At 37.4% G+C, this 24357-nt stretch carries 23 protein-coding genes and 3 pseudogenes; 19 read left to right on the plus strand and 7 right to left on the minus strand.

Translation table 11 applies throughout. The features are described 5' to 3' along the window. The first annotated feature begins 28 nt into the window (after positions 1–28). The 19 genes from LLA01S_RS04185 (at position 29) to trmFO (ending at position 19311) form a co-directional block, all read left to right on the plus strand. Positions 29–514 (plus strand): hypothetical protein, encoded by a 486-nt coding sequence (locus LLA01S_RS04185; protein WP_061777896.1) that lies wholly within the window; start codon positions 29–31, stop codon positions 512–514. A gap of 26 nt (positions 515–540) precedes the next feature. Continuing rightward, positions 541–1332, plus strand: a complete 792-nt coding sequence (locus LLA01S_RS04190; RefSeq protein WP_061777897.1) for a DUF805 domain-containing protein — start codon at positions 541–543, stop codon at positions 1330–1332. A gap of 140 nt (positions 1333–1472) precedes the next feature. Further along, positions 1473–2504 carry a 3-isopropylmalate dehydrogenase gene (gene leuB / locus LLA01S_RS04195; RefSeq protein WP_011676139.1) on the plus strand — a complete coding sequence of 344 codons (1032 nt, stop codon included), beginning with the start codon at positions 1473–1475 and terminating at the stop codon, positions 2502–2504. A gap of 1 nt (position 2505) precedes the next feature. Further along, positions 2506–2952 (plus strand): NUDIX hydrolase, encoded by a 447-nt coding sequence (locus LLA01S_RS04200; RefSeq protein ID WP_061777898.1) that lies wholly within the window; start codon positions 2506–2508, stop codon positions 2950–2952. A gap of 42 nt (positions 2953–2994) precedes the next feature. Next, entirely contained in the window at positions 2995–3447 is a 453-nt protein-coding gene (locus LLA01S_RS04205) for a hypothetical protein (protein ID WP_061777899.1), read from the plus strand. 56 nt (positions 3448–3503) lie between these two features. Further along, positions 3504–4880, plus strand: coding sequence for a 3-isopropylmalate dehydratase large subunit (leuC, locus tag LLA01S_RS04210; protein WP_061777900.1), 1377 nt, complete (start codon positions 3504–3506; stop codon positions 4878–4880). Continuing rightward, a complete protein-coding gene (locus tag LLA01S_RS04215) occupies positions 4880–5413 on the plus strand; it encodes a hypothetical protein (protein ID WP_015082459.1) in 534 nt (177 codons plus the stop codon). Before leuC ends, LLA01S_RS04215 begins: the two co-directional genes overlap by 1 nt. A 42-nt stretch (positions 5414–5455) precedes the next feature. Further along, positions 5456–6031 carry a 3-isopropylmalate dehydratase small subunit gene (gene leuD / locus LLA01S_RS04220; RefSeq protein WP_014572613.1) on the plus strand — a complete coding sequence of 192 codons (576 nt, stop codon included), beginning with the start codon at positions 5456–5458 and terminating at the stop codon, positions 6029–6031. 13 nt (positions 6032–6044) lie between these two features. After that, positions 6045–6827 carry an ABC transporter ATP-binding protein gene (locus LLA01S_RS04225; protein ID WP_014572612.1) on the plus strand — a complete coding sequence of 261 codons (783 nt, stop codon included), beginning with the start codon at positions 6045–6047 and terminating at the stop codon, positions 6825–6827. Positions 6828–6946: 119 nt separating this feature from the next. Beyond that, positions 6947–8659, plus strand: a complete 1713-nt coding sequence (ilvD, locus tag LLA01S_RS04230; RefSeq protein WP_061777901.1) for a dihydroxy-acid dehydratase — start codon at positions 6947–6949, stop codon at positions 8657–8659. 10 nt (positions 8660–8669) lie between these two features. Further along, positions 8670–10394 (plus strand): acetolactate synthase large subunit, encoded by a 1725-nt coding sequence (locus tag LLA01S_RS04235; protein ID WP_061777902.1) that lies wholly within the window; start codon positions 8670–8672, stop codon positions 10392–10394. Then, a complete protein-coding gene (gene ilvN / locus LLA01S_RS04240) occupies positions 10387–10863 on the plus strand; it encodes an acetolactate synthase small subunit (protein ID WP_021037263.1) in 477 nt (158 codons plus the stop codon). The genes LLA01S_RS04235 and ilvN overlap by 8 nt, the downstream gene beginning before the upstream one ends. 45 nt (positions 10864–10908) lie before the next feature. After that, entirely contained in the window at positions 10909–11931 is a 1023-nt protein-coding gene (ilvC, locus tag LLA01S_RS04245) for a ketol-acid reductoisomerase (RefSeq protein ID WP_061777903.1), read from the plus strand. Positions 11932–11989: 58 nt separating this feature from the next. After that, positions 11990–13240 (plus strand): threonine ammonia-lyase IlvA, encoded by a 1251-nt coding sequence (gene ilvA, locus LLA01S_RS04250; protein WP_061777904.1) that lies wholly within the window; start codon positions 11990–11992, stop codon positions 13238–13240. A 134-nt stretch (positions 13241–13374) separates the two neighbouring features. Continuing rightward, complete coding sequence (gene budA / locus LLA01S_RS04255; RefSeq protein ID WP_011676302.1) at positions 13375–14085, plus strand: acetolactate decarboxylase; 711 nt, start codon at positions 13375–13377, stop codon at positions 14083–14085. Between the two features lie 39 nt (positions 14086–14124). Then, positions 14125–14505: a RidA family protein gene (locus LLA01S_RS04260; protein ID WP_061777905.1), complete on the plus strand. Its 381-nt coding sequence runs from the start codon at positions 14125–14127 to the stop codon at positions 14503–14505. Positions 14506–14652: 147 nt separating this feature from the next. Continuing rightward, positions 14653–15501 carry a DNA-processing protein DprA gene (gene dprA, locus LLA01S_RS04265; RefSeq protein WP_061777906.1) on the plus strand — a complete coding sequence of 283 codons (849 nt, stop codon included), beginning with the start codon at positions 14653–14655 and terminating at the stop codon, positions 15499–15501. A 265-nt stretch (positions 15502–15766) separates the two neighbouring features. After that, a complete protein-coding gene (gene topA / locus LLA01S_RS04270) occupies positions 15767–17893 on the plus strand; it encodes a type I DNA topoisomerase (RefSeq protein WP_015082465.1) in 2127 nt (708 codons plus the stop codon). Positions 17894–17964: 71 nt separating this feature from the next. After that, positions 17965–19311: a methylenetetrahydrofolate--tRNA-(uracil(54)-C(5))-methyltransferase (FADH(2)-oxidizing) TrmFO gene (gene trmFO / locus LLA01S_RS04275; RefSeq protein WP_032950090.1), complete on the plus strand. Its 1347-nt coding sequence runs from the start codon at positions 17965–17967 to the stop codon at positions 19309–19311. 49 nt (positions 19312–19360) lie between these two features. Here trmFO and xerS read toward each other — a convergent pair whose 3' ends face one another. From xerS to LLA01S_RS13005, 7 genes and pseudogenes are all read right to left on the minus strand, one after another. After that, positions 19361–20431, minus strand: a complete 1071-nt coding sequence (gene xerS, locus LLA01S_RS04280; RefSeq protein ID WP_014572599.1) for a tyrosine recombinase XerS — start codon at positions 20429–20431, stop codon at positions 19361–19363. Positions 20432–21034: 603 nt separating this feature from the next. After that, positions 21035–21742: a hypothetical protein gene (locus LLA01S_RS04285; protein ID WP_021165347.1), complete on the minus strand. Its 708-nt coding sequence runs from the start codon at positions 21740–21742 to the stop codon at positions 21035–21037. Between the two features lie 178 nt (positions 21743–21920). After that, positions 21921–22067, minus strand: coding sequence for a hypothetical protein (locus tag LLA01S_RS12365; protein WP_014572597.1), 147 nt, complete (start codon positions 22065–22067; stop codon positions 21921–21923). 52 nt (positions 22068–22119) lie between these two features. Next, positions 22120–22923, minus strand: a pseudogene (locus tag LLA01S_RS04295) (cation:proton antiporter); the annotation flags it as partial. A 1-nt stretch (position 22924) separates the two neighbouring features. Continuing rightward, positions 22925–23128, minus strand: a pseudogene (locus tag LLA01S_RS04300) (alpha-hydroxy-acid oxidizing protein); the annotation flags it as partial. Positions 23129–23320: 192 nt separating this feature from the next. Beyond that, positions 23321–24238, minus strand: coding sequence for an NAD-dependent epimerase/dehydratase family protein (locus LLA01S_RS04305; protein ID WP_061777907.1), 918 nt, complete (start codon positions 24236–24238; stop codon positions 23321–23323). Continuing rightward, positions 24238–24357: pseudogene (locus tag LLA01S_RS13005) on the minus strand (type 1 glutamine amidotransferase domain-containing protein); the annotation flags it as partial. The gene LLA01S_RS04305 and the pseudogene LLA01S_RS13005, both read right to left, overlap by 1 nt.

The following is a 24357-nucleotide window of genomic DNA, read 5'->3' on the forward strand; positions in this document are numbered from 1 at the left end:
TTTTTATAAATATGGCAGATAAAAAAATATGAAGAGGAAAATTATTTATCTTCTGATTGTACTGATAATAATTTTTTTGGGACTAGGAATTTGGAAGTCTTGGAATAAACCTCAAACTAATCTGAACTATTCTATTTCAAAAATTAAGGCGGCATACAAGGAAACTTGGAAATACAATCATTGGCAGGTAAACTTTCCCAAAGTATCAAAATTAGTAAGTTATCATACGAATGAAGGCTGGTCTGGGGATGGCGAAAATCTTGCCATTTTCCGATTGACTAATTTTTCAAGTCTGGTTGGTTTTTCGTCAAACATTTTAACAGAAGATAAACAGACTTTTCTTGACGCCCTCACTGATCTAAAGCTAGCTAAATTAGATTATCCAAACTTTAGTCATTCCTTACTTTACAAAATTTATAAACAAAATGAGTATAAAGGAGCTTATTTCGATTATTTTTATATGATTGCATACAAGCAAAGCGAATGTTTATACGTCCTACCTATTCATATTTGATAAAAAAGAGAAAAGAGGTAACTGTCATGTGGACAGCTTATAAAAAGTTTTGGAAAGATGCGTTACATTTAGAGAAAACAGCAACGCGCGCCGAATTTTGGTGGGGCGTGCTTGGTCTGTTGCTCACGGAAGCGATACTGTGGGGGATATATCTAGGCTACTTCGCGCTTGTCGGACATGGAAATATCAACGAGGGTATTAATGGTGGAAGTCCGCTCAGTATTTTTCCGATGATTTGGCTCATTATCATGGGTATAGCCAATTTTGTAATACTCATAGCTTTCCTATTTCTCATATTTCGGCGGATGAATGACGCACGCCTCAGCAAAGTCTGGCTTTTGTTTCTCATCGTACCAGTATTTATCTTGTGGTTGGCAATGCTATTTCAGCAAATCTGGTTGGCCACACCGCTTATGCTTGTGACGGGATTAGGAGTTTTAGTCCTCATTGCTCTTTGTCAAACGCCGTCAAAGCCACAAGACTTGGACGAAGTTATTCCGCTTGTAGCAGGTGACTCCGTCATCACAATAACACGGCGCTGGGCTTATTCGGGAAGTGTTCGTAAATTTAAAATTTTTATTGATGGTAATTTTGTGGGTGGAATCAAGGTCAATCAAGCCAAAACATTTAAGCTTGCTGCGGGTAATCATAATATCAAAGCCAAGTTAGATTATTGTGGAAGCAATAGGCTGACGGTCGAGGCAGGCGAGAAGCCTGTGGCGGTTGAATTACGTGGTCGAAACTTGTTTCAATCTTTTATTCACAGCTTATGGCGGGTCAATGAATATCTGATTTTGCAAGAAAAAAATGAAAAATAAACAGGTCAGCTTTGGACTTGGTTTGATGTTGGACTGTCTCTCCTTGTCCAACGCTATTACGTCTGGCATTTAGCGGGCAAGGAATTTCCACAGGAAATTGAGAAAAATCGAAAATTTAATAAAAAATAGAAAGAAGAAAAATGACTAAAAAAATTGTAACCTTATCAGGCGATGGTATCGGCCCTGAGATTATAAATGCGGGACTGCAAGTCCTGTCTGCAGTAGCTGAGAAAATCGGCTTTGACTATGAATTGGACGCGAAAGATTTTGGAGGCGCAGCGATTGACAAATTTGGTGTGCCATTACCTGATGAAACGCTTGAAGCGGCGCGCAATGCGGATGCGATTTTACATGCCGCGATTGGCGACCCGAAATTTGACGGCGCGGAAATTCGCCCTGAGCAGGGATTACTCAAAATTCGTAAGGAGTTAGGCTTGTTTGCCAATGTCCGTCCTTTGAAAATTTATGAACCATTGAAACATTTGTCGCCCATTAAAAATGTCGAAAATGTGGATTTTGTGACCATTCGTGAGCTGACAGGCGGGGTGTATTTCGGCGAGCATACGCTTGAAGCTGACAAAGCGCGGGACATCAACGATTACACACGTATCGAGATTGAGCGTGTGGTTCGATTTGCTTTTGAAACGGCGCAAAAACGCCCACGTAAGCAGGTTACGAGCGTGGATAAACAAAATGTCCTTGCCACCTCAAAACTTTGGCGCAAGACGGTGGACGAGGTCGCGAAAGACTATCCTGACGTGACTTACGAGCATCAGTTGGTTGACTCTTGCGCCATGCTCCTGATTACCAATCCGCAGAAATTTGACGTGATTGTAACGGAAAATCTCTTTGGCGACATTTTGACGGACGAGGCGTCAAGTTTGGCGGGGACTCTAGGGTGTAGCGCGTCAAGTTCGCATGGTGCGGGGACGGCATTTTACGAGCCTATCCACGGCTCTGCGCCTGACATCGCAGGCAAAGGCATTGCCAACCCTGTCAGCATGATTTTGTCGGTCGCCATGATGTTGCGCGAGAGTTTTGAGTTGGAAAATGGTGCGGTGCTGATTGAGCGTGCGGTCGAAAAAACGCTTGCTGACGGTATTTTCACGCAAGATTTGGGTGGAAGTGCGACGACGGATGAGATGACAAAGGCGATTTTGGAGCGGTTGTAAAATGACAGAAGATTGGAATATTGAAGCAGGCAATGACTTAGCTGCGCTGCGTGCGTCAGGGATTGTACGGCGAGGCAATAAAATTTTACTTGACCATGTCCTTGACACGGGCGAATATTGGTTGCCCGGTGGACACGTCAAAATTGGCGAGACGACGGAAAATGCCTTGAAACGAGAGTTCCAGGAGGAGCTGACGGTTGCTATTTCGGACGTTCATTTGACGAGCATCATCGAAAATTTTAGGCATTGGCATGGCTATCGGACGCATGTGGTTGAGTTTATTTATGTGGTTGAGGATAGTCTGGACATTTCGGACACACCCGTTTTGACGGCGGATAATGACAATGTGGAAAAGCGCTGGGTTGAGGTTTCTGAGCTGTCAAATTTGACAGAGCTTTTGACAGATTTGTCAAAAAATTTACGACACTTTGTGAGCAGGGATAGATAGAAAAAGAATTAGGCCAAATTTGACCTTGTAAGAGGATTTGGGATGATAGATATAAAAACAAAAAATTTGATTTTTCTAGGCTTGCTTGCTTATTGGCTATTTCCAGTCGCTCTTGCGCTATTTGTCGCCATTTCTCAAATGGACTATACGCCAGGATTTAATTTTGGGGATTATTTTATTGGTTCATTTTTGATGGGACTCATTTTCCTCCCTCTGCCAATCCTTAGCTATATCATTTTATTGTGGCTTTGCACAGCGATTTGTATCATGACGGTGTCAAATTTAGGAACAACAAAAGCAAAAATCTGGGGGCGAGTACTTTTGGTTATTGGGATTTTGACGGCGGTCATTAGCCTGTCGGGAGCAATAATTTTTAGCTTAGCATTATCGCTTGACGGCATTGCATTTCTAATCTTACTTCTGCCAATTTTCTGCTTTAGTCTTGCTTACCGCAGAATTACAAAGATTGATAGTAGTAAAGTTAAGAGAAAGTGAAAAATAAATCGCGTCAAATTTGACATAAATAAAAAAATAAGAAAGAAGAACAAAAAATGACAGCAAAAACAATTTTTGACAAACTCTGGGACCGCCATGTGGTCGCAGGAAATGAGGGGGAGCCACAGCTTCTCTATATTGACCTCCATGTTATACATGAAGTAACGAGTCCACAGGCATTTCAAGGTCTGCGTGATGCAGGGCGGAGCGTTCGACGCAGGGATTTAACTTATGGAACACTTGATCATAATGTTCCAACAAAAGATATTTTTAATATTCAAGATTTGATTTCTAAAAAGCAAATTGATACCTTTACTAAAAATGTCAAGGAATTTGGTATACCGGCAGAAGCGCATGGCGGCAAAGGACAAGGAATTGTTCACATGGTCGCCCCTGAATCTGGGCGTACGCAACCCGGTAAAACAATTGTCTGTGGTGATAGTCATACTGCGACAAATGGGGCTTTTGGCGCTATTGCGTTCGGAATTGGAACTAGTGAAGTAGAGCATGTCCTTGCGACTCAAACCATCTGGCAAGTCAAACCTAAACGTATGAAAATCGAATTTCAAGGTCATCCCCAAAAAGGAGTTTATAGTAAAGATTTTATTCTCGCTCTCATTGCCAAATATGGGGTTGATGCAGGTGTAGGTTATGCGGTTGAGTATACTGGGAATGCCATTAGTGATTTAAGCATGGAAGAACGGATGACAATTTGTAACATGTCCATTGAATTTGGGGCAAAAATGGGCCTGATGAATCCTGACGAAAAAACTTATGATTATGTCAAAGGACGCGAATATGCTCCTGAAAACTTTGACGAAGCTGTCAGTAAATGGGAAAAACTTGTCAGTGATTCTGACGCGGTTTATGACAAGGTCTTAACCCTTGATGTTAGTCAATTAAAACCCATGGTGACTTGGGGAACCAATCCGGGCATGGGCTTAGAATTTGGTGAAGAATTTCCTAAAATTAATGATGACTTAAACTACGAACGTGCTTATCAGTACATGGATTTGAAACCGGGACAAACCGCTTCTGATATTGACTTGGGTTATATTTTCATCGGTTCTTGTACCAATGCACGGCTTGGCGATTTAGAAGAAGCAGCAAAAATTATCAAAGGCAATCATATTGCTGACGGACTGACAGGAATTGTTGTACCCGGCAGTCGCCCTGTCAAAATCGCTGACGAAGAACTGGGTCTTGATAAAATCTTCAAGAACGCAGGTTTTGAATGGCGTGAACCCAGATGTTCGGCTTGTCTGGGCATGAATCCTGACCAAATCCCAGCTTATGTCCATTGCGCATCTACAAGTAATCGAAACTTTGAGGGACGTCAAGGACATAATGCCAGAACGCATTTATGCTCTCCTGCAATGGCGGCTGCGGCTGCAATCGCCGGTATATTTGTTGATGTTAGAGAAATTGTCTAATGAATACGAACCAATTTAATCAAGCGATGAACACAGACATTCAAGCTTTCATTCAAAACTTTGCACCAGCGATATTGGGGATTCTCATCATCTTCTGGGTCATTAGTCGTCAGCTTCGCGCACGCGTCGTGACTGCGCGCATGACAATCTATCTCATACTCATGGCATTTGGGGCTATCGAGATTTTCCAGTATGTTGAAAAGTCAGGATTGACGATTGGTTTTCTGGGCAATCTTCTGATTTACAGTCTGGTTTTGCCACCTATCTTTGGCTGGTTGAGGGTCTTGACCTATACTTACTTGGTCAATGATGACCAGCAGGTCATGCGCAAAGGAAATCTTTTGACTGCTCTTTTTTGGATTATTTATATGGCTTTGCACTTGGGACTAGATCATTTCACAAAAGCGCCAGGCAATCTCTTTTTGCTCTTTGACATTGGCTTTTCTTTATTGGTGCAACGCTATCTCGCCTATAACAAGGCGCGTAAGCATTTTCCAAAAGAAATTGAAAATAATCTAAAAACAAAAGCATGAATTTACAATTATTTAAAAATAAAAAATAATAGAAAGATAAAAATGGAAAAATTCACAATTTACAAAGGAACAAGCGTTCCATTGATGAACGACAATATTGACACTGACCAAATTATTCCTAAACAATTTTTAAAAGCGATTGATAAAAAAGGTTTTGGGAAAAACTTATTTTATGAATGGCGCTATAGCAAAGATTATGAGGAAAATCCCGATTTTGTGTTAAATAAGCCGCAATATCGCAAGGCCAGCTTGTTAATTTCTGGCGATAATTTTGGCTCAGGATCTTCCAGAGAACATGCGGCTTGGGCATTAGCAGATTATGGTTTTCGAGCCATTATTGCAGGTTCTTACTCAGACATTTTTTATAATAACAGCTTGAAAAATGGACTTTTACCCATTGTCCAACCCAAAGAGGCGCTAAAAAGTCTAGCCCAACTTTCAAGCCAAGAAGAAATCACAATTGATTTGCCTCATCAGTTAATTCAAACGAGCACAGAAAACTTTTATATTGAGATTGACCCCATTTGGAAAGATAAACTGATTAATGGTTTAGATGATATTGGGATTACTTTGCAATATGAACAAGCTATTACTGCCTATGAGCAAAAACATCAATAAAAGAGAGAAAAAGATGACAATTATTAGCTTAAAAAATGTGAATCTTACTCGAAATAAAACAGAAATTCTCAAAAATATCACTTGGCAGGTTAATCAAGGGGAAAATTGGGTGATTCTGGGTTTAAACGGTTCTGGAAAATCAAGTTTGTTGAAATTAATTTTGGCCGAAGAATGGAAAAGCTCAGGCCAATTAAGAGTATTAGGGACTGAATTTGGTAAAGGAGAAATTCCAAAACTTAGAAAACGAATCAGTGTGGTTGGCTCATTTATCGCCGAACGATTCCATTCAAATATCAAAGCCGAAAATCTAGTCTATACAGGTAAATTTAATTCAAGTATGCTCTATAAACCTTATAGAGACCAAGAACTCGACGAAGCCCGTAATCTTTTGATGAAAATTGGAGCCGAAGCACTTATTGGTCGAACTTACGGGAGCCTCTCACAGGGAGAAAAACAAGTTTTACTTATTGCTAGAAGTCTAATTTTAAAGCCTGAACTATTAATCTTAGATGAAGCAACCAATGGTTTAGATTTATTTGCAAAAGAAAATTTATTAAAGCAACTTGAACAAATTAATAAATTAGAAAATGGGCCAACAATCATTTATATTACTCATCATCCTGATGAAATTTCTGATACTTTTACGCACCTTTTACTTTTAAGAGCAGGAGAAGTCGTTCAAGCAGGCAAAAAAGATGACTTATTAAATGAAAAAATACTGACAGATTTTTATCAAGAAAATATTGAAATTCAACGAATTAAGCATAAGTATTTCATTATTCCGATGAATTTTTAAAAAGAAAGCAAAAGTATTTTATAGACTTTATTGAATATTCTGACAAATTATTGTATTTTCAATTTTTTAATGATAAAATAACTCTATAAAAATTTACGGGGAGGTCAAAAAGATAACATATGGAATTCAAATATAACGGAAAAGTTGAATCAATAGAGCTCAATAAGTATTCAAAAACATTGACACAAGACCCAACACAGCCAGCGACCAAAGCCATGCACTATGGCATTGGTTTTAAAGATGAGGACTTCAAAAAAGCTCAGGTCGGAATCGTCAGCATGGATTGGGACGGAAATCCCTGTAACATGCACTTGGGCACACTCGGTAGTAAAATCAAAAATTCTGTCAATCAAACTGACGGACTGATTGGGCTTCAATTTCACACGATTGGGGTTTCTGACGGAATTGCCAACGGAAAGCTTGGCATGAGATATTCCTTGGTCAGTCGTGAAGTTATTGCTGACAGTATTGAAACCAACGCTGGCGCCGAATATTACGATGCAATTGTCGCTGTTCCCGGTTGTGACAAAAATATGCCAGGCTCAATCATTGGCATGGCTCGGCTCAATCGTCCGTCAATTATGGTTTATGGTGGAACGATTGAACATGGCGAATACAAAGGCGAAAAGTTAAATATTGTTTCGGCTTTTGAAGCGCTTGGACAAAAAATCACTGGAAATATTTCCGAGGAAGATTATCACGGCGTCATTTGTAATGCCATTCCGGGACAGGGTGCTTGTGGGGGCATGTATACAGCAAATACACTGGCTTCGGCAATTGAAACTTTGGGAATGAGTTTGCCTTATTCGGCTTCAAATCCAGCGGTCAGTCAAGAAAAAGAAGACGAATGTGATGAAATTGGTCTGGCAATCAAAAATTTGCTAGAAAAAGACATCAAACCAAGCGATATCATGACCAAGGAAGCTTTTGAAAATGCCATAACGATCGTCATGGTTCTCGGTGGTTCAACTAATGCTGTGCTTCATATCATTGCCATGGCTAATGCCATCGGTGTCGAAATTACGCAAGATGATTTTCAACGTATTTCCGATGTCACGCCTGTGCTTGGCGACTTCAAGCCAAGTGGCAAGTACATGATGGAAGATTTGCACAAAATTGGTGGCGTGCCTGCTGTTTTGAAATATTTGCTCAAAGAGGGCAAGCTTCATGGCGACTGTTTGACAGTTACTGGTAAAACTCTAGCTGAAAATGTTGAAACAGCACTGGATTTGGACTTTGACAGCCAAGACATTATTCGACCACTTGAAAATCCTATCAAAGCAACAGGTCATTTGCAAATTCTCTATGGCAATCTTGCTGAAGGTGGTTCTGTGGCAAAAATTTCTGGAAAAGAAGGGGAATTTTTCAAAGGAACAGCTCGTGTCTTTGATGGCGAACAACATTTTATTGACGGAATTGAGTCAGGTCGTTTGCACGCAGGAGATGTCGCTGTCATTCGTAATATCGGTCCAGTCGGAGGCCCAGGAATGCCAGAAATGTTAAAACCGACCTCAGCCTTGATTGGAGCAGGTCTTGGAAAATCTTGTGCTTTGATTACTGACGGACGTTTCTCTGGTGGCACACATGGCTTTGTGGTTGGCCACATTGTCCCCGAAGCGGTTGAGGGTGGATTGATTGGCTTGGTCGAAGATGATGATATTATCGAGATTGATGCGGTCAATAACAGCATTAGTTTGAAAGCTGCTGACGATGAGATTGCTAGACGACGTGCCAATTATCAAAAACCTGCTCCTAAAGCAACGCGTGGGGTTCTTGCTAAATTTGCTAAACTCACGCGCCCAGCCAGTGAAGGCTGTGTGACTGATTTATAGAAAGGATTGCATGAAAAAAATAAAGTTAGAAAAACCAACTTCTGGCTCTCAGCTCGTCCTTGAAACTCTAAAAAATCTTGGAGTAGAGATTATATTTGGCTACCCCGGTGGAGCTATGCTCCCTTTATATGACGCGATTCATAGTTTTGAAGGAATTAAACACATCTTAGCTCGTCATGAGCAAGGGGCGACTCATGAGGCTGAAGGTTACGCCAAATCTTCTGGTAAGGTTGGTGTTGTCGTGGTTACCTCTGGACCGGGCGCGACAAATGCAGTAACGGGAATTGCTGATGCTTATCTTGATTCCGTTCCATTGCTCATTTTTACTGGACAGGTGGGACGTCAGTCTATCGGTAAGGACGCTTTTCAAGAAGCTGATACTGTCGGCATTACCGCACCCATCACAAAATATAATTATCAAATCAGAGATACGGCCGATATCCCAAGAATCGTGACTGAAGCTTATTATTTGGCTCAGACGGGTCGTCCCGGACCGGTAGAAATTGATTTGCCTAAGGACGTTTCCACCCTTGAAGTCACTGAAATCAATGACCCAACTTTGAATTTGCCCCATTACAGTCCTACTGAAACTGCAAGCAATCATCAGTTAGAAAAATTACTGACGAAACTTTCTGTCAGTAAACGTCCAGTCATTATTGCGGGTGGTGGCATTAATTATTCAGATTCTGTCAGTGAATTTCGTGAATTTGTTGAAAAATATCGAATTCCTGTGGTTTCGACTTTACTAGGTTTAGGAACTTTACCGATTGATCACGAATTACAATTGGGTATGGCAGGAATGCATGGTTCTTATGCAGCCAATATGGCTCTGGTCAAAGCTGATTATATTATCAACTTTGGCTCCCGTTTTGATGATCGAGTTGTTTCCAATCCCTTAAAATTCGCTGAGAATGCAGTCGTTGCTCATATTGATATTGACGCTGCCGAACTTGGAAAAATCGTAAAAACAGATATTCCCATTCATTCAGATTTGAAAGATGCACTGACGAAACTTCTGGATTTTCCTAAAGTTGATACAGATTTTACTGACTGGGTTCAATTGGTCACAGAAAATAAGAAAAAAGTACCATTTGCTTACGAAACGCCACAAGATGAAATTCGTCCACAAGAATCTATCGAATTAATTGGAAAATATACTGACGGAAATTCAATCATTGTTACTGACATTGGACAGCACCAGATGTGGGCAGCGCAATATTATCCTTACAAAAACGCTCGTCAGCTGATTACGTCTGGTGGAATGGGAAGCATGGGCTTTGGCATCCCAGCGGCAATTGGTGCCAAGCTTGCCAATCCTGATAAAAATGTCATCGTTTTTGTCGGAGATGGTGGTTTTCAAATGACCAATCAAGAACTGGCTTTACTTAATGGCTATGGCATTGCAATCAAAGTGGTGTTGATTAATAATCATTCGCTAGGAATGGTTCGTCAGTGGCAAGAATCTTTCTATGAGGAGCGCCGCTCACAATCCGTTTTTGATGCCGAACCCAAATTTCAATTATTGGCTGAGGCTTACGGAATCAAACACTTGAAGCTAGAAAATCCCAAGACTTTGGCTGAAGATTTGAAAATCATTACAAAAGATGAACCAATGCTTATCGAAATTGTCATTTCAAAATCTGAACATGTTTTGCCAATGATACCAGCAGGATTACATAATGACGAGATGATTGGTCTGACTTTTACTGACGATAGGGAGGTGGACAATGCGTAGAATGATTATTGCAAAGCTTCATAATGTCACAGGAATTATGAATCGCTTCACGGCCGTTCTCAACCGTAGGCAGGTAAATATCATCTCAATTACCGCTGGCGTGACGGAAAGTCAGGATTTAACTCATACCACTTTTGTCATTGAAGTAGACTATCTTAATGAGGTGGAACAAATTATCAAACAGTTAAATCGCTTAATCGATGTGATTGAGGTTGCTGACATTACTGATTTGCCTCATGTAGCTCGTGAAGTGGTTTTAATCAAAGTATCAGCTCCACCAACGATACGTGCAGAAATTTTTACAATGATTGAACCTTTTAGGGTAAATGTCGTTGATGTCAATCGTGAGAATGTCACCATTCAACTCACTGGTGACTCAGCAAAGATTGAAGCACTCATTGATGTGGTCAGTCCTTATGGTATTCTCAACATGGCTCGGACAGGTAGCGCAGGTTTTGAGCGGGGATAAATTTAAAAAAAGTTAACAAATAAATAGAAAATAGAGGAAACAAAAATGGCAGTTACAATGTATTATGAAGAAGATGTAGAAGTAGCCGCACTCGCGGGTAAGAAAATCGCAGTGATTGGATATGGCTCACAAGGACACGCTCATGCACAAAACTTGCGTGATTCTGGTCATGATGTGATTATTGGCGTTCGTCAGGGGAAATCTTTTGATAGAGCAAAAGAAGATGGCTTTGAAACATTTGAAGTAGGAGAAGCAGTAGCTAAAGCTGATGTCATTATGGTTCTGGCACCTGATGAACTTCAACAATCTATTTATGAAGAGGACATAAAACCAAATTTGAAATCAGGTTCAGCACTTGGTTTTGCCCATGGTTTCAATATTCATTTTGGCTATATTGAAGTTCCAGAAGATGTTGATGTCTTCATGGTTGCGCCAAAAGCGCCGGGACATCTCGTTCGGCGGACTTTTACCGAAGGTTTCGGAACGCCAGCTTTGTTCGTTTCGCATCAAAATGCCACTGGTCATGCGCGTGAAATCGCTATGGACTGGGCGAAAGGCATTGGTTGTGCCCGTGTGGGAATTATCGAAACAACTTTCAAAGAAGAAACAGAAGAAGATTTGTTTGGCGAACAAGCTGTGCTTTGTGGTGCTTTGACAGCACTTGTTGAAGCTGGTTTTGAAACACTGACAGAAGCTGGATATGCTGGTGAATTGGCTTACTTTGAAGTGCTGCATGAAATGAAATTGATTGTTGACCTTATGTACGAAGGTGGTTTCACTAAAATGCGTCAGTCAATCTCAAATACTGCCGAATTTGGCGATTATGTGACTGGACCACGCATTATTACTGACGAAGTTAAAAAGAATATGAAACTCGTGTTGGCTGACATTCAATCAGGAAAATTTGCGCAAGATTTCGTTGATGATTTCAAAGCTGGACGTCCAAAATTAACTGCTTATCGTGAAGCAGCTAAAAATCTGGAAATTGAAAAAATCGGTGCAGAACTACGTAAAGCAATGCCATTTACACAATCTGGTGATTACGACGCCTTTAAAATTTATCAATAATTTATCTTTTTAACATAATAAAGAAAACATAAAACTACTTTATGGAGGAATAAGATAAATGATAAATGCCAAAGAGGTCGAAGAAGCCTATGATTTGTTAAAGCCAGTTGTCACCAAAACCCCTTTACAACTAGACCCTTATCTTTCCAACAAATATCAAGCAAATATTTATTTAAAAGAAGAAAACTTACAAAAGGTTCGTTCCTTTAAGTTGCGAGGCGCCTATTATTCTATCAGTAAATTAAGTGCTGACCAACGCTCTAAAGGTGTGGTTTGTGCCTCTGCGGGTAATCATGCACAAGGAGTAGCCTTTGCAGCCAATCAATTGAATATTTCTGCCACAATTTTCATGCCTGTCACCACCCCTAATCAAAAAGTTTCACAAGTTAAGTTTTTTGGTGGTCATCATGTCATGATTCGGCTGATTGGCGACACTTTTGATGAGTCAGCAAAAGCAGCCAAAGAATTTTCGAAAGATAACGGAAAACCATTCATAGATCCTTTTGATGATGAAAAGGTAATCGCTGGACAAGGGACAGTAGCTTTGGAAATATTTGCTCAAGGTCAAAAACTTGGGGTTAACTTTGATAAAATACTCGTCCAGATTGGCGGAGGGGGCTTAATTGCTGGAATCACTGCCTACAGTCACGAACACTATCCTGACACTGAAATCGTGGGAGTTGAAGCAAAAGGTGCAACAAGTATGAGAGCAGCTTACTTGGCGGGTCATCCAGTCACTTTAGAACATATTGATAAATTTGCTGACGGAATTGCTGTGGCAACTGTTGGCCAAAAAACTTATCAAATCATTAATGACAAAGTCAAGCAATTAATTGCTGTTGACGAAGGATTGATTTCACAGACCATTTTGGATTTATATTCTAAGTTAGGAATTGTCGCAGAGCCCGCTGGTGCAACCTCTGTTGCCGCACTTGAACTCGTCAAAGATGAGATAAAAGGCAAAAATATCGTCTGTATTATTAGTGGTGGAAATAACGACATCAGTCGAATGCAAGAAATTGAAGAAAAAGCTTTGGTTTATGAGGGCTTAAAACATTATTTCGTCATTAATTTCCCCCAAAGATCGGGAGCTCTTCGGACTTTTGTCAGTAATATTTTAGGACCCAATGATGACATTACAAGATTTGAATATATAAAAAGGGTGGACAAAGGTAAAGGGCCTTGTCTTGTTGGTATTTTACTCGAAAATCCCAATGACTACGACGCTTTGATTAAGCGAATTGAACAATTTGATAGCCGTTATGTAAATTTACATGGAAATGAAAGTTTATATGAATTATTAGTTTAAGATATAGTTCATACTAAATTGCTTTTATTTTCCCATTAATATTTTCTAGTCTACGTTTCTTTTAAATCACTAGAAATTTGATATAATTTAATTAATAAATTATTTAAATTTAATGAGATAGAAAAGAGAATATCATGTCAGAAATCACACAACTTTTTCAATATAATACCCTTGGGGCATTAATGGCCGGACTTTATGAGGGGACAATGACGATTGGTGAGCTCTTGAAACATGGTGACTTAGGAATTGGAACTTTAGATTCAATTGATGGCGAATTGATTGTTTTAGATGGTAAAGCTTATCAAGCTAAGGGAGATAAAACGATCGTCGAATTAACTGACGATATCAAAGTTCCTTACGCTGCAGTTGTTCCTCATCAGGCAGAAGTTGTTTTCAAACAAAAATTTACAGTAAGCGATAAAGAATTAGAAGACCGAATTGAAAGCTATTTTGATGGTCAAAACTTATTCCGCTCAATCAAAATTACTGGTGAATTTCCAAAAATGCATGTACGAATGATTCCGCGTGCTAAATCAGGAACAAAATTTGTAGAAGTTTCACAAAACCAACCAGAATATACCGAAGAAAATGTCAAAGGAACAATTGTCGGAATTTGGACTCCTGAAATGTTCCATGGTGTCAGCGTTGCTGGTTATCATCTTCATTTTATTAGTGAAGATTTCACTTTTGGTGGACATATTCTTGATTTTATTATTGATAATGGGACTGTTGAAATTGGAGCAATTGACCAATTGAATCAATCATTCCCTGTTCAAGATCGCAAATTTTTATTTGCCGACCTTGACATCGAGGCTTTGAAAAAAGATATTGACGTAGCTGAATGATAATTGCTTAAATTTCTTTAGCTACAAAGGAGAAATTTAATGAACATTATTGCAACACGCAATGCTCCCGCAGCGATTGGCCCTTACGTTCAAGGGAAAATAGTAAATGGCTTACTTTATGCCTCTGGACAAATTCCTTTGAATCCTCTTGATGGAGAAATCGTCGGTGATACAATCGAACTTCAAACTGAACAAGTGATGAAAAACATTGCCGCAATTTTGAAAGAGGCTCATTCAAATTTTGATTCCGTTATTAAAACAACTTGTTTTTTAAAGAACATCGAAGATTTTTCCAAGTTTAACGCGATATATTCAAAATTCTTTAATAAAAACTTTCCAGCTCGCTCCGCTGTAGGAGTTGCTGGATTGCCCAAAGAAGTTCTCATTGAAATCGAATTTATTGCTGAGATTAAGTCCTAACGTAATAGCATATTAACTATAAAAATTACTGACAAAAAAGCTGTCAGTAATTTTTTTTAGTTACAATTATATATTTTTATCGTATAGAAAGATATAAGCAAATTTAAAAGTGACTGACTCATCCTGTCAGTAATATTAGAGGTAGATATGATTACAAATTTTGATTTATTTCGTTGGAAAAAAGCAGGAATGACCAATCTTGGTGTAAATAAGCTCTTAAAATTTTTCCGCAAATATGATATAAAAATAAGCTTACGACAAATGGGACAAGTGGCTCAAGTCAAATCAATCCCTAACTTTATCGAACAATATAAAAATCAGGACGTAAAGAAACTCAGGATAGACTATAAAAAATTTTCCTCCTTTTCCATTCTTGATGACCTTTATCCCGAGCGTCTAAGAGAAATCTACAACCCACCCGTTTTAATTTTTTATCAGGGAAATATTGATTTATTAAAAAATCCTAAACTTGCCTTTGTTGGAAGCCGCCTAGCAGGTCAATCAGGGATAAAAGCTGTCCAAAAAATTATCACAGAATTGAATCAATCCTTTACAATAGTAAGCGGGCTTGCTAAAGGGATTGACACAGCCAGCCATCTGTCAGCAATTAAAACTAAAACACCAACAATTGCTGTTATTGGTACAGGATTGGATATTTTCTATCCACTAGAAAATAGTAAAATACAGGAATATCTAGCAAAAAATCAATTAGTTTTAAGTGAATATTCATTAGGCGAAAAACCACTTAAATACCACTTTCCAGAGCGCAATCGAATTATTGCTGGTCTTTCACGGGGAGTTGTTGTCGTGGAAGCAAAATTAAGAAGTGGCAGTTTAATCACCTGTGAAAGGGCACTGGAAGAAGGAAGAGATATCTTTGCCATCCCTGGAAATATTGCAGATGGAACATCTGATGGCTGTAATCATCTTATTCAACAAGGAGCAAAACTTGTCTATCAAGCTCAAGATATTTTAGAAGAATATTTGTACAATTAAAAAATAGCTATAAGCCCTTAAATATAAAGCTCTTAGCGGTGTTTTATTATCTCAATTAATAACAAGTTTTACTATAAGAAAACTAAATAGCTTGACATATTGAAGAAAAGCATTTATTATGGGAGAGTGAATTTATTGTAGGAAGTCAGTAATTTAGACCAAACATTAGTTCAATTTCCACTTTCTAATCACTAAATCCTCTATGAACTGTATAACATTTTATAGATAGTGGATATTTAAAAATAGATAAATAGGAATATTAATTATGCCAACTTCAACTAAAACTAAAACTAGTACAAAGAAAAAAACAACACGAAAGAAAGTGACTCCTGGGAAAAATCTCGTAATTGTCGAATCGCCTGCTAAAGCCAAAACAATTGAAAAATATCTTGGACGAAACTATAAAGTTGTTGCTTCTGTCGGTCATATTCGTGATTTAAAAAAATCAACGATGTCTGTTGATATCGAGAATGATTATGAACCACAATATATCAATATTCGAGGTAAGGCACCTCTAATCAACTCACTCAAAAAAGAAGCCAAAGCTGCCAAAGCTGTCTATCTCGCGAGTGACCCGGACCGTGAAGGAGAAGCAATTTCATGGCACTTAGCTCACATCTTGAATCTTCCACTCGAAGAAAAAAACCGTGTGGTCTTCAACGAAATTACTAAAGACGCCGTAAAAAACGCCTTTAAGGAACCACGTCAAATTGATGTAGATTTGGTTGATGCCCAACAAGCACGTCGCGTTCTTGACCGCCTAGTTGGATATTCAATCAGTCCAATTCTTTGGAAAAAGGTCAAAAAAGGACTTTCTGCAGGTCGAGTTCAATCGATTGCTTTAAAATTAATCGTTGACCGCGAAAATGAAATTAATGCCTTTATCCCAGAAGAATACTGGTCAATTGATGGGGAATTCAAAAAAGGAACCAAGAAATTTAAAGCTTCATTTTGGGGAATTGATGGAAAAAAACATCCATTAAAAAATAACGAAGATGTTATTAAAGTGATGGAGCGTTTAGACGGTCCTGATTTCAATGTCGATAAAGTTGAAAAGAAAGAACGTCGTAGAAATTCACCACTCCCTTATACAACAAGTTCAATGCAACAAGATGCAGCAAATAAGCTTAACTTTCGTACCCGTAAAACAATGATGGTTGCCCAACAGCTTTATGAAGGATTGACACTCGGAAGTCAAGGACATCAAGGTCTGATTACCTATATGCGTACCGACTCAACACGTATTTCTCCTGTCGCACAAAGTGCAGCTCATAGCTATATTGCGGAACAATTTGGCGAAAAGTACAGCAAGCACGGTTCAAAAGTTAAGAATGCCTCTGGTGCTCAAGATGCCCACGAAGCCATTCGACCTTCAAATGTCTTTAATACACCTGAGTCCATTGCTAAATATTTGGACAAAGACCAATTAAAACTCTATACACTTATTTGGAATCGTTTTGTTGCTAGCCAAATGGTTGCAGCCATTTTTGATACTGTGAAAGTGAACCTTTCACAAAATGGTGTCATTTTTATCGCCAATGGTTCACAGGTCAAATTCGACGGTTATCTTAGAATCTACAACGACTCCGATAAATCAAATATGCTTCCAGAAATGGAAGAAAACGAGACAGTGAAAAAAGCAAATGTTAAACCAGAACAACACTTCACACAACCACCGGCTCGATATTCTGAAGCAACACTCATTAAAACATTAGAAGAAAACGGTGTAGGCCGTCCCTCAACCTATGCTCCAACCTTAGAAACAATTCAAAAACGCTATTATGTAAGATTATCAGCAAAACGATTTGAACCTACGGAACTTGGAGAAATCGTTAACAAGTTGATTGTTGAATTTTTCCCTAACATTGTTAATACCGAATTCACTGCCGAAATGGAAAAAGATCTTGATCAGGTTGAAGAAGGAAAACGCCAATGGATTGAGGTTGTTGACCAATTCTACAAACCTTTTGCTAAAGAACTTGAAAATGCTGAAGAAGGTATGGAGAAGATTCAAATCAAGGATGAACCCGCTGGTTTTGATTGTGATGTGTGTGGAAGTCCAATGGTCATTAAATTAGGACGTTTCGGTAAGTTTTATGCTTGTAGTAACTTCCCAGATTGCCGAAATACCAAGGCTATCGTGAAAGAAATTGGCGTAAAATGTCCACTTTGTCATGAAGGAAACATCATTGAACGTAAAACTAAGAAAAATAGAATTTTCTATGGTTGTGACCGCTATCCTGAATGTGAATTTACAAGCTGGGACAAACCAATTGGACGTGATTGTCCTAAATCTGGTCATTTTCTCGTTGAAAAGAAAGTTCGTGGTGGTGGTAAACAAGTCGTGTGTTCAAATGACGAGTGTGACTATCAAGAAGAAAAACAAAAATAAAAGGCGCAATAGCGCTTTTTTATTATATTAATCAATGGTAAAATTCAATAAAATTAGATATAATTGGGACTATGAGAAAAACACATATTAATGTTATCGGAGCAGGCCTTGCCGGCTCTGAAGCCGCTTATCAAATTGCTAAACGCGGTATCCCAGTAAAAATTTACGAAATGCGCGGTCTTAAACAGACCCCTCAACATAAAACAGACAAATTTGCTGAACTTGTTTGTTCAAATTCTCTTCGTGGAGCCGCAATAACCAACGCAGTTGGGCTCCTCAAAGAAGAAATGAGAAGACTCGACTCAGTAATTATTAAAGCTGCTGAATACACTCAAGTTCCTGCTGGTGGAGCTCTAGCCGTGGACAGAGAAGGTTTTTCTGATTTTGTTACTAGAGAAGTATCTAATCACCCATTAGTTGAGGTTATTCGTGAAGAAATCACTGACATTCCTCAAGATGAATTGACGATTATTGCAACCGGTCCCTTAACTTCTGACAGCTTAGCAAATAAAATCCGTGAATTTAATGGCGCTGATGGTTTTTACTTTTATGATGCGGCAGCTCCAATCATTGATGCTAATTCGATAAACTTTGATAAAGTTTATAAAAAATCACGTTATGACAAGGGTGAAGCCGATTATATTAACTGTCCAATGACTAAAGAAGAATTTCAAGATTTTCAAGAAGCCTTGATTTCTGCAGAAGAAGCTCCTCTCAATTCTTTTGAGGATTTAAAAGTCTTTGAAGGCTGTATGCCCATTGAAGAAATGGCTAAACGTGGCTATAAAACAATGCTGTTTGGTCCCATGAAACCTGTTGGACTGGAATACCCAGATGAATACAAAGGTCCTAGAGATGGCGAATTTAGAACACCTTATGCAGTTGTTCAACTTCGCCAAGATAATGCCTCCGCCTCCTTATATAATATTGTCGGATTTCAAACTCACTTAAAGTGGGGAGAACAAAAACGAGTTTTTCAAATGATTCCAGGACTCGAAAATGCTGAATTCGTTCGCTACGGTGTAATGCATCGAAATTCTTATATGGATTCCCCTAATCTTCTTAAACAAACATTTCAATCACGTAAACAAGAAAATCTCTTTTTTGCTGGGCAAATGACAGGAGTAGAAGGATATGTTGAATCGGCTGCCTCTGGCTTAGTTGCTGGGATCAATGCGGCTAAACTTTTTAATGATGAAGAAGTGGTGATTTTCCCTAAAACAACTGCAATTGGAAGCCTCCCTTACTATATTACCCATACTGATAGCAAACATTTCCAACCGATGAATGTCACTTTTGGAATTGTTGAGGAGTTAGATGGCCCACGGATTCGTGATAAGAAAGAACGCTATACAAAAGTTGCTGAACGTTCGTTAAATACTTTAACAGATATCATCTCAAAAGAAAATTTAGCATAATATATAAAAAAACGCTTGAAGCTTATCAAGCGCTTTTTTATATATTACTTTAAAGACTATCTAAGGCATTTTTTTGCTCTTCATTAATGATATGCGTATAGAGGTCGGTTACCTGAGTTGAAGCATGACCTAGCTGATTACTCACCAACACCTGCGAATTTGTCTGAGCGTAAAGCCGAGTTGCAAGAGTATGTCTTAGTTTGTGAGGTGTTACCCTAACTTTAAAAGCTTGTGAATATTTAGCGACTAACTTTTCAACACTAGACGGATCGATTCGACTGGCTATATCACGATAAAGAGTGACAAAAAATGCAGTATCTTTGGCAGTTGTTTTATAACGTTGACTGCGCACCTCTAAATAGCGCTCAAAATAAGTTTTGGCAAAAGGAGCAAAAGGAACAGCATCCCTTTTACCTCCCTTACGAGTAACTTCAACAATCATAGTGTTAAGATTTAAATCTCTTAAATCAACATTAACTGCCTCAGATAAACGAATACCAGAAGCTAAAATAAGGGCAATAATTGCTAAATCCCGTTCTTTATTTTTGAAAAAACTAGAGTGGGCTCGATTTGATAATGTTTTCTCATATTCACTATCAATATAATCAAGGAAACCCTGAGTTTCATCTCCTAAAAATAATTTTCCTTTGATATTTTCAGCACGAGAAGCTAAAGTTTCAGATTTTTTCTTTGTTTGTACTTTTTTCATAACATTACGATAGAAGTAAGGCTCACCATCTTCATTTTCAACCTCCTCAGTAAGGTATTTATAAAGACTAGAAAGAGCTGATAAAGTACGATTAATTGTCGTTTGGCTAACCCCATAGCGAGTAGAATGGGTATTTAAGCGTGGCCTTTCCCTAAGATAGAGAATAAATGACTCCAAATCTCGCTTAGTTAAGTTTTCCAGAACAGAGAGTGAAACGTCAGTTATTTTATCAACATCAGCAACCCCCGAGTCCACCAACCAGCTAAAAAAGCGTTCATATTCTTTTAAATATTCATAAAGTGTATTTAAACTATAAGGAATAGTAAGTTTAGATTGATAATATTCAAGAACATAAGGAGGCATAACATGCTTTAGTTTTTCAATATTTTGTATTAATTGTTCACGTTTCATAGATTAAGTATACCAGAAGAGATATCCAATTGTCAAGAAAATTACAGTTTTTCGGAAAGATGTTAATTAAAACTTATAGGAGTGCTGTGTTATCCTTTTTCTTATAAGGTTTTATAACACATTGCTCTCCTGCTTTTCCTTTTAATTATCTTTTCGGAAAAATTTTTCAAGAAAGTTTTTTTACATATAAACGAAACAGTTAATTAAAAAAGAGAGATTCCGATCTCCCAACATAAAAATTCATCACATGAGGTCCGACATCAAAGATTTCGATTTATATCCTTTGTGGCTCCATTTGCTGTCAATGACCGTCTTCCATCGCCTTTACATAGTCTAATGGTTTGTAGATGATCCGGGTTCCTTCCGGTAACGATTATATTTGTCAGTTCCATTAATATGGGAATACTTGAATGGTTTACTGATTCCCCTCTGTCATTTGAATACGTTATTTGATTATATCAAAAATTGCTTGGTAAATAAATTTCAGATAGTTTGTGAATTTTAAAACTTATTTAAGCACCCATATGTTGAGGAATTCCCTGAAAATGTATCTTAATTTCTTGCTTTATTTTAATCAATAGTAATTATATGATAATCTATAAACTAATATATCCAAATCCCTTTTAGTAAATATACTAATGAATCGATAAAAAAATAAATACCAATACCTAATACGAATAGTGAGATTATTATTCTAGTGATATTGCTTAATTTTTTTCTTCGGTTATTTTTATCTAAATACCTACTTACTACTTTAATCAATTTTTCATAGACATTAAATATTAATGATACTACTAAAGTATATAAAGGAATCTGACCTAATAACATCCAAATTGTCAAACACAATATTGTTAATAATATATTCCCTTCTTTTGCGCTTAGTGCAACCACCGCCCAAAAAGTCGGATCTGACATAGCCCAAAATCCAAAAATAAAACCTGCAAGTGGCATACTTCTTTTGGCAAATTGCATAAATTTTGATTCTTTCTTGTCGTCTTCTCTTTCTTTATTTCCTTTCAGAAAAGTCGTTCTTATAAACCAAGCCACACATACAATGGATATCAAAAAACCTGTGAATACGTAAGCCATGTCTGGAATATGATTCATTATATTTGTAAAGTAATCCAAGCCAATACTGGCACCGTATGAAAATATTAATCCAAAAATGACCGTAGAAAGTAGGGCCATTAAAGCAAATAAATATATTTGTTTTTTCTTTGTTCCCTTTGCCAATTCAGCCATTATAAGGATTGCTCCCATTGGATCAAATCCGCCGAATCCTAACAAAATTGATGATAGTATTAGTTTCATATCTCATTGCCTCCATGCATCATTTTCTGTAATAACAATCTCTTAAATTTTTTTAAATTCACTAGGTTTGCATGTCTTGCTGCAGCCTATCGTTAAAAAGTATAGAAAGATAACAAAGTCAGTCCGTATCCTAAGCTCTTGTTCAACACAAGCATATTCTAGCAAATAGAAATGATAATTACCAGTAATCAAGCAAATTATAATAAGAAGCTAATAAAACTACGACTTTTTGATAAGCATAATCACTAATCATTGGTCTAAACCATGGTGAGTCAACTTTATTGGTGTTTATTTTAATTGCTTTCTCCGCTCCTTTTAGTGCCACATTTTTACCAAATGAGCAGTTTAGACAAATGAAAAAGCCCCCAATGGGCTTTTTATTGTTTCTGTAGTTGCAAAACTTGAGCATTATTAATTTCTTTAAAAAGTTTATTACTAGTTTCTTTAGAAATCATATCAGATTTTGCTTGATTTAGTACAAATTGGTATTCAAGTTGAAATGCCTCAATGAGTAATTCATTTGGAATAATTGTATCTTCTTGAATGTCATTACGGATACGATAGTGTCTGTTTTCTAAAATGTGTTTAACTTCCTCAATATCACTAAAATCAATAGTTTTATTTTCTAAGCGTTCTTTTTCTAATTCACTCAGTCTTTCCATTGTTTCCTGGTAAAGAATATCTTCTAGCCTACTTAAGTCATTTCTTAATAGAGTAAATTCTTCCATCTCGACTGAATCTGTTCTTCTACCCCGTCCTCTTTTTGAAAATAATCGTCTTATTCTCTTGCTAGTTGAGTGCTTACTAATATTTTCCAGATAAATCCTAAAATAATCAACAATTGTGGGTGAAAATTGTGTTTTTATAGTCGGTGTATCAAGAAGTGTTTCTTGCCAAGTTATAATGTCATCCATTAGCTTACTACTCTTGTTATGATCAGGAATTTGTAATCCTTTTTGTGATTGCAACTGTTTAGTGAGGCTACTACGCACTTTACTATCTTCAATCTCATGCGCCATATGTAAAATTGCATAATCAACCATCTCATTACGGACTTGGTTGATATCGTCAGAACTTTCTACACCAAGTGCGGGTAATAATTTTGGAAGAATGAGTGTCGGTACAATGAGACTCAAAAGAATTACAATAGCAGCCATTGTAATAATAATTTCTCGGTTCTCATTTTAAAACTCGAGGCATTATTTGTTTTTTATTAAATGCTGATGTATTTTCATCCATTGTCCATTCATCTTCTGCACCACCTCGTATATAACCAAATGCTCCTTTATTCCCAGCAGATTCCATGCTTTCTTTCACTTTACCTTCAAGTGATTTGATGTTTACAATTTCAATAGCCTTGTTTTCAGTACTTGTTTGATAAGTCATTTGATATCTCCTATTTTCTTAAAGTTTACATCTGTAGATGATAAACATATTATACATCTTATTTCAAAAAAATACACAAATACAGGATTTTATTTTATTATTTTTTTTAAAGACTAATTTTGAAATTTGTAAATCATCTCTGAAATGATAATTTGCTCCCGTTATGCTTAATAGTAATCACAGTTTTAGTTTTTATTTAACTAATATCTGCTTTATTCTTGATTCAAAAGATGTTACAGGAAAACTTGGAAATCGCTTTTTAAATTTATCAGAATTAAAGAGATTATCAACTTCATACCGTGGAAGTAACTCCAACAATTCTTTGGCATTTTTGTTGAATAAGCTGCCTACCTTAAATTTCCATAATTTAATTATGGAGTAAGATAATTTTTCGTTTTCTATTTTGTCAGCAATATTAATCATTTCTTTGTAGGTAAGGCTCCTATCACAAGGCAAATGCCAGGTTTGTCCGTATGCATCATCAGTATTACCAATAAGTGCCATTGCACGGCTTGCATCAGGAGTCCAAATTAAGGTTCTGAGAGTGCTATCACTAATAGGAATTTTTAATTTTTGCTTAGCTTTGATATTGCTGAAAATCATTGTATTGGTAATACTTTGGGTTTTTTCTGGTCCGTAGAATTCAGGTGCTCGACAGACAACTGCCTTCAATTCATTGGCTTCCATCTCTTTAATAATCTTGTCAGCTAACTGAGCTCTTACAAGTGATTTTTTACCACTTGGACTAAAAATTGTATTTTCAAATTGAATAGCTGAAGTTTTAGGATACATATAAGTATTATCAAAAAAAACTAGCTTACTTCGGTGAATTTTACAAGCCTCAATAACATTATCTAAAATCTTTGAAAATTGCTTCATCCACATTTCCGAATCCATAGGTAATCCTACGGTAAAATAAACTATATCACTTCCAGAAATTGCATTATTCGTTTCATTAAAATCTAATAAATCAGCCGAAACTAATTCATCACTATCATGTATTTTCTGAGGTTTTCGACTAACTAATCGAATTTCTTTTGTATAGTTTTTATATAATTCTTTTGCGAGCTCATGGCCAATTTGGCCGTTACTTCCTAAAATTGTTTGCATTATATCAGCTCCTTTATAAGTATTTTAGCAACAGTTCGTACTGAAAATGGATTTTGACCAGTTATTATATTTCCATCTTTAAGAGCATAATCTTTGTAAAAATGTTTTTTAGTCCAGAT

It is taken from the genome of Lactococcus cremoris subsp. cremoris NBRC 100676 (assembly GCF_001591705.1).
Taxonomy (GTDB): domain Bacteria; phylum Bacillota; class Bacilli; order Lactobacillales; family Streptococcaceae; genus Lactococcus; species Lactococcus cremoris.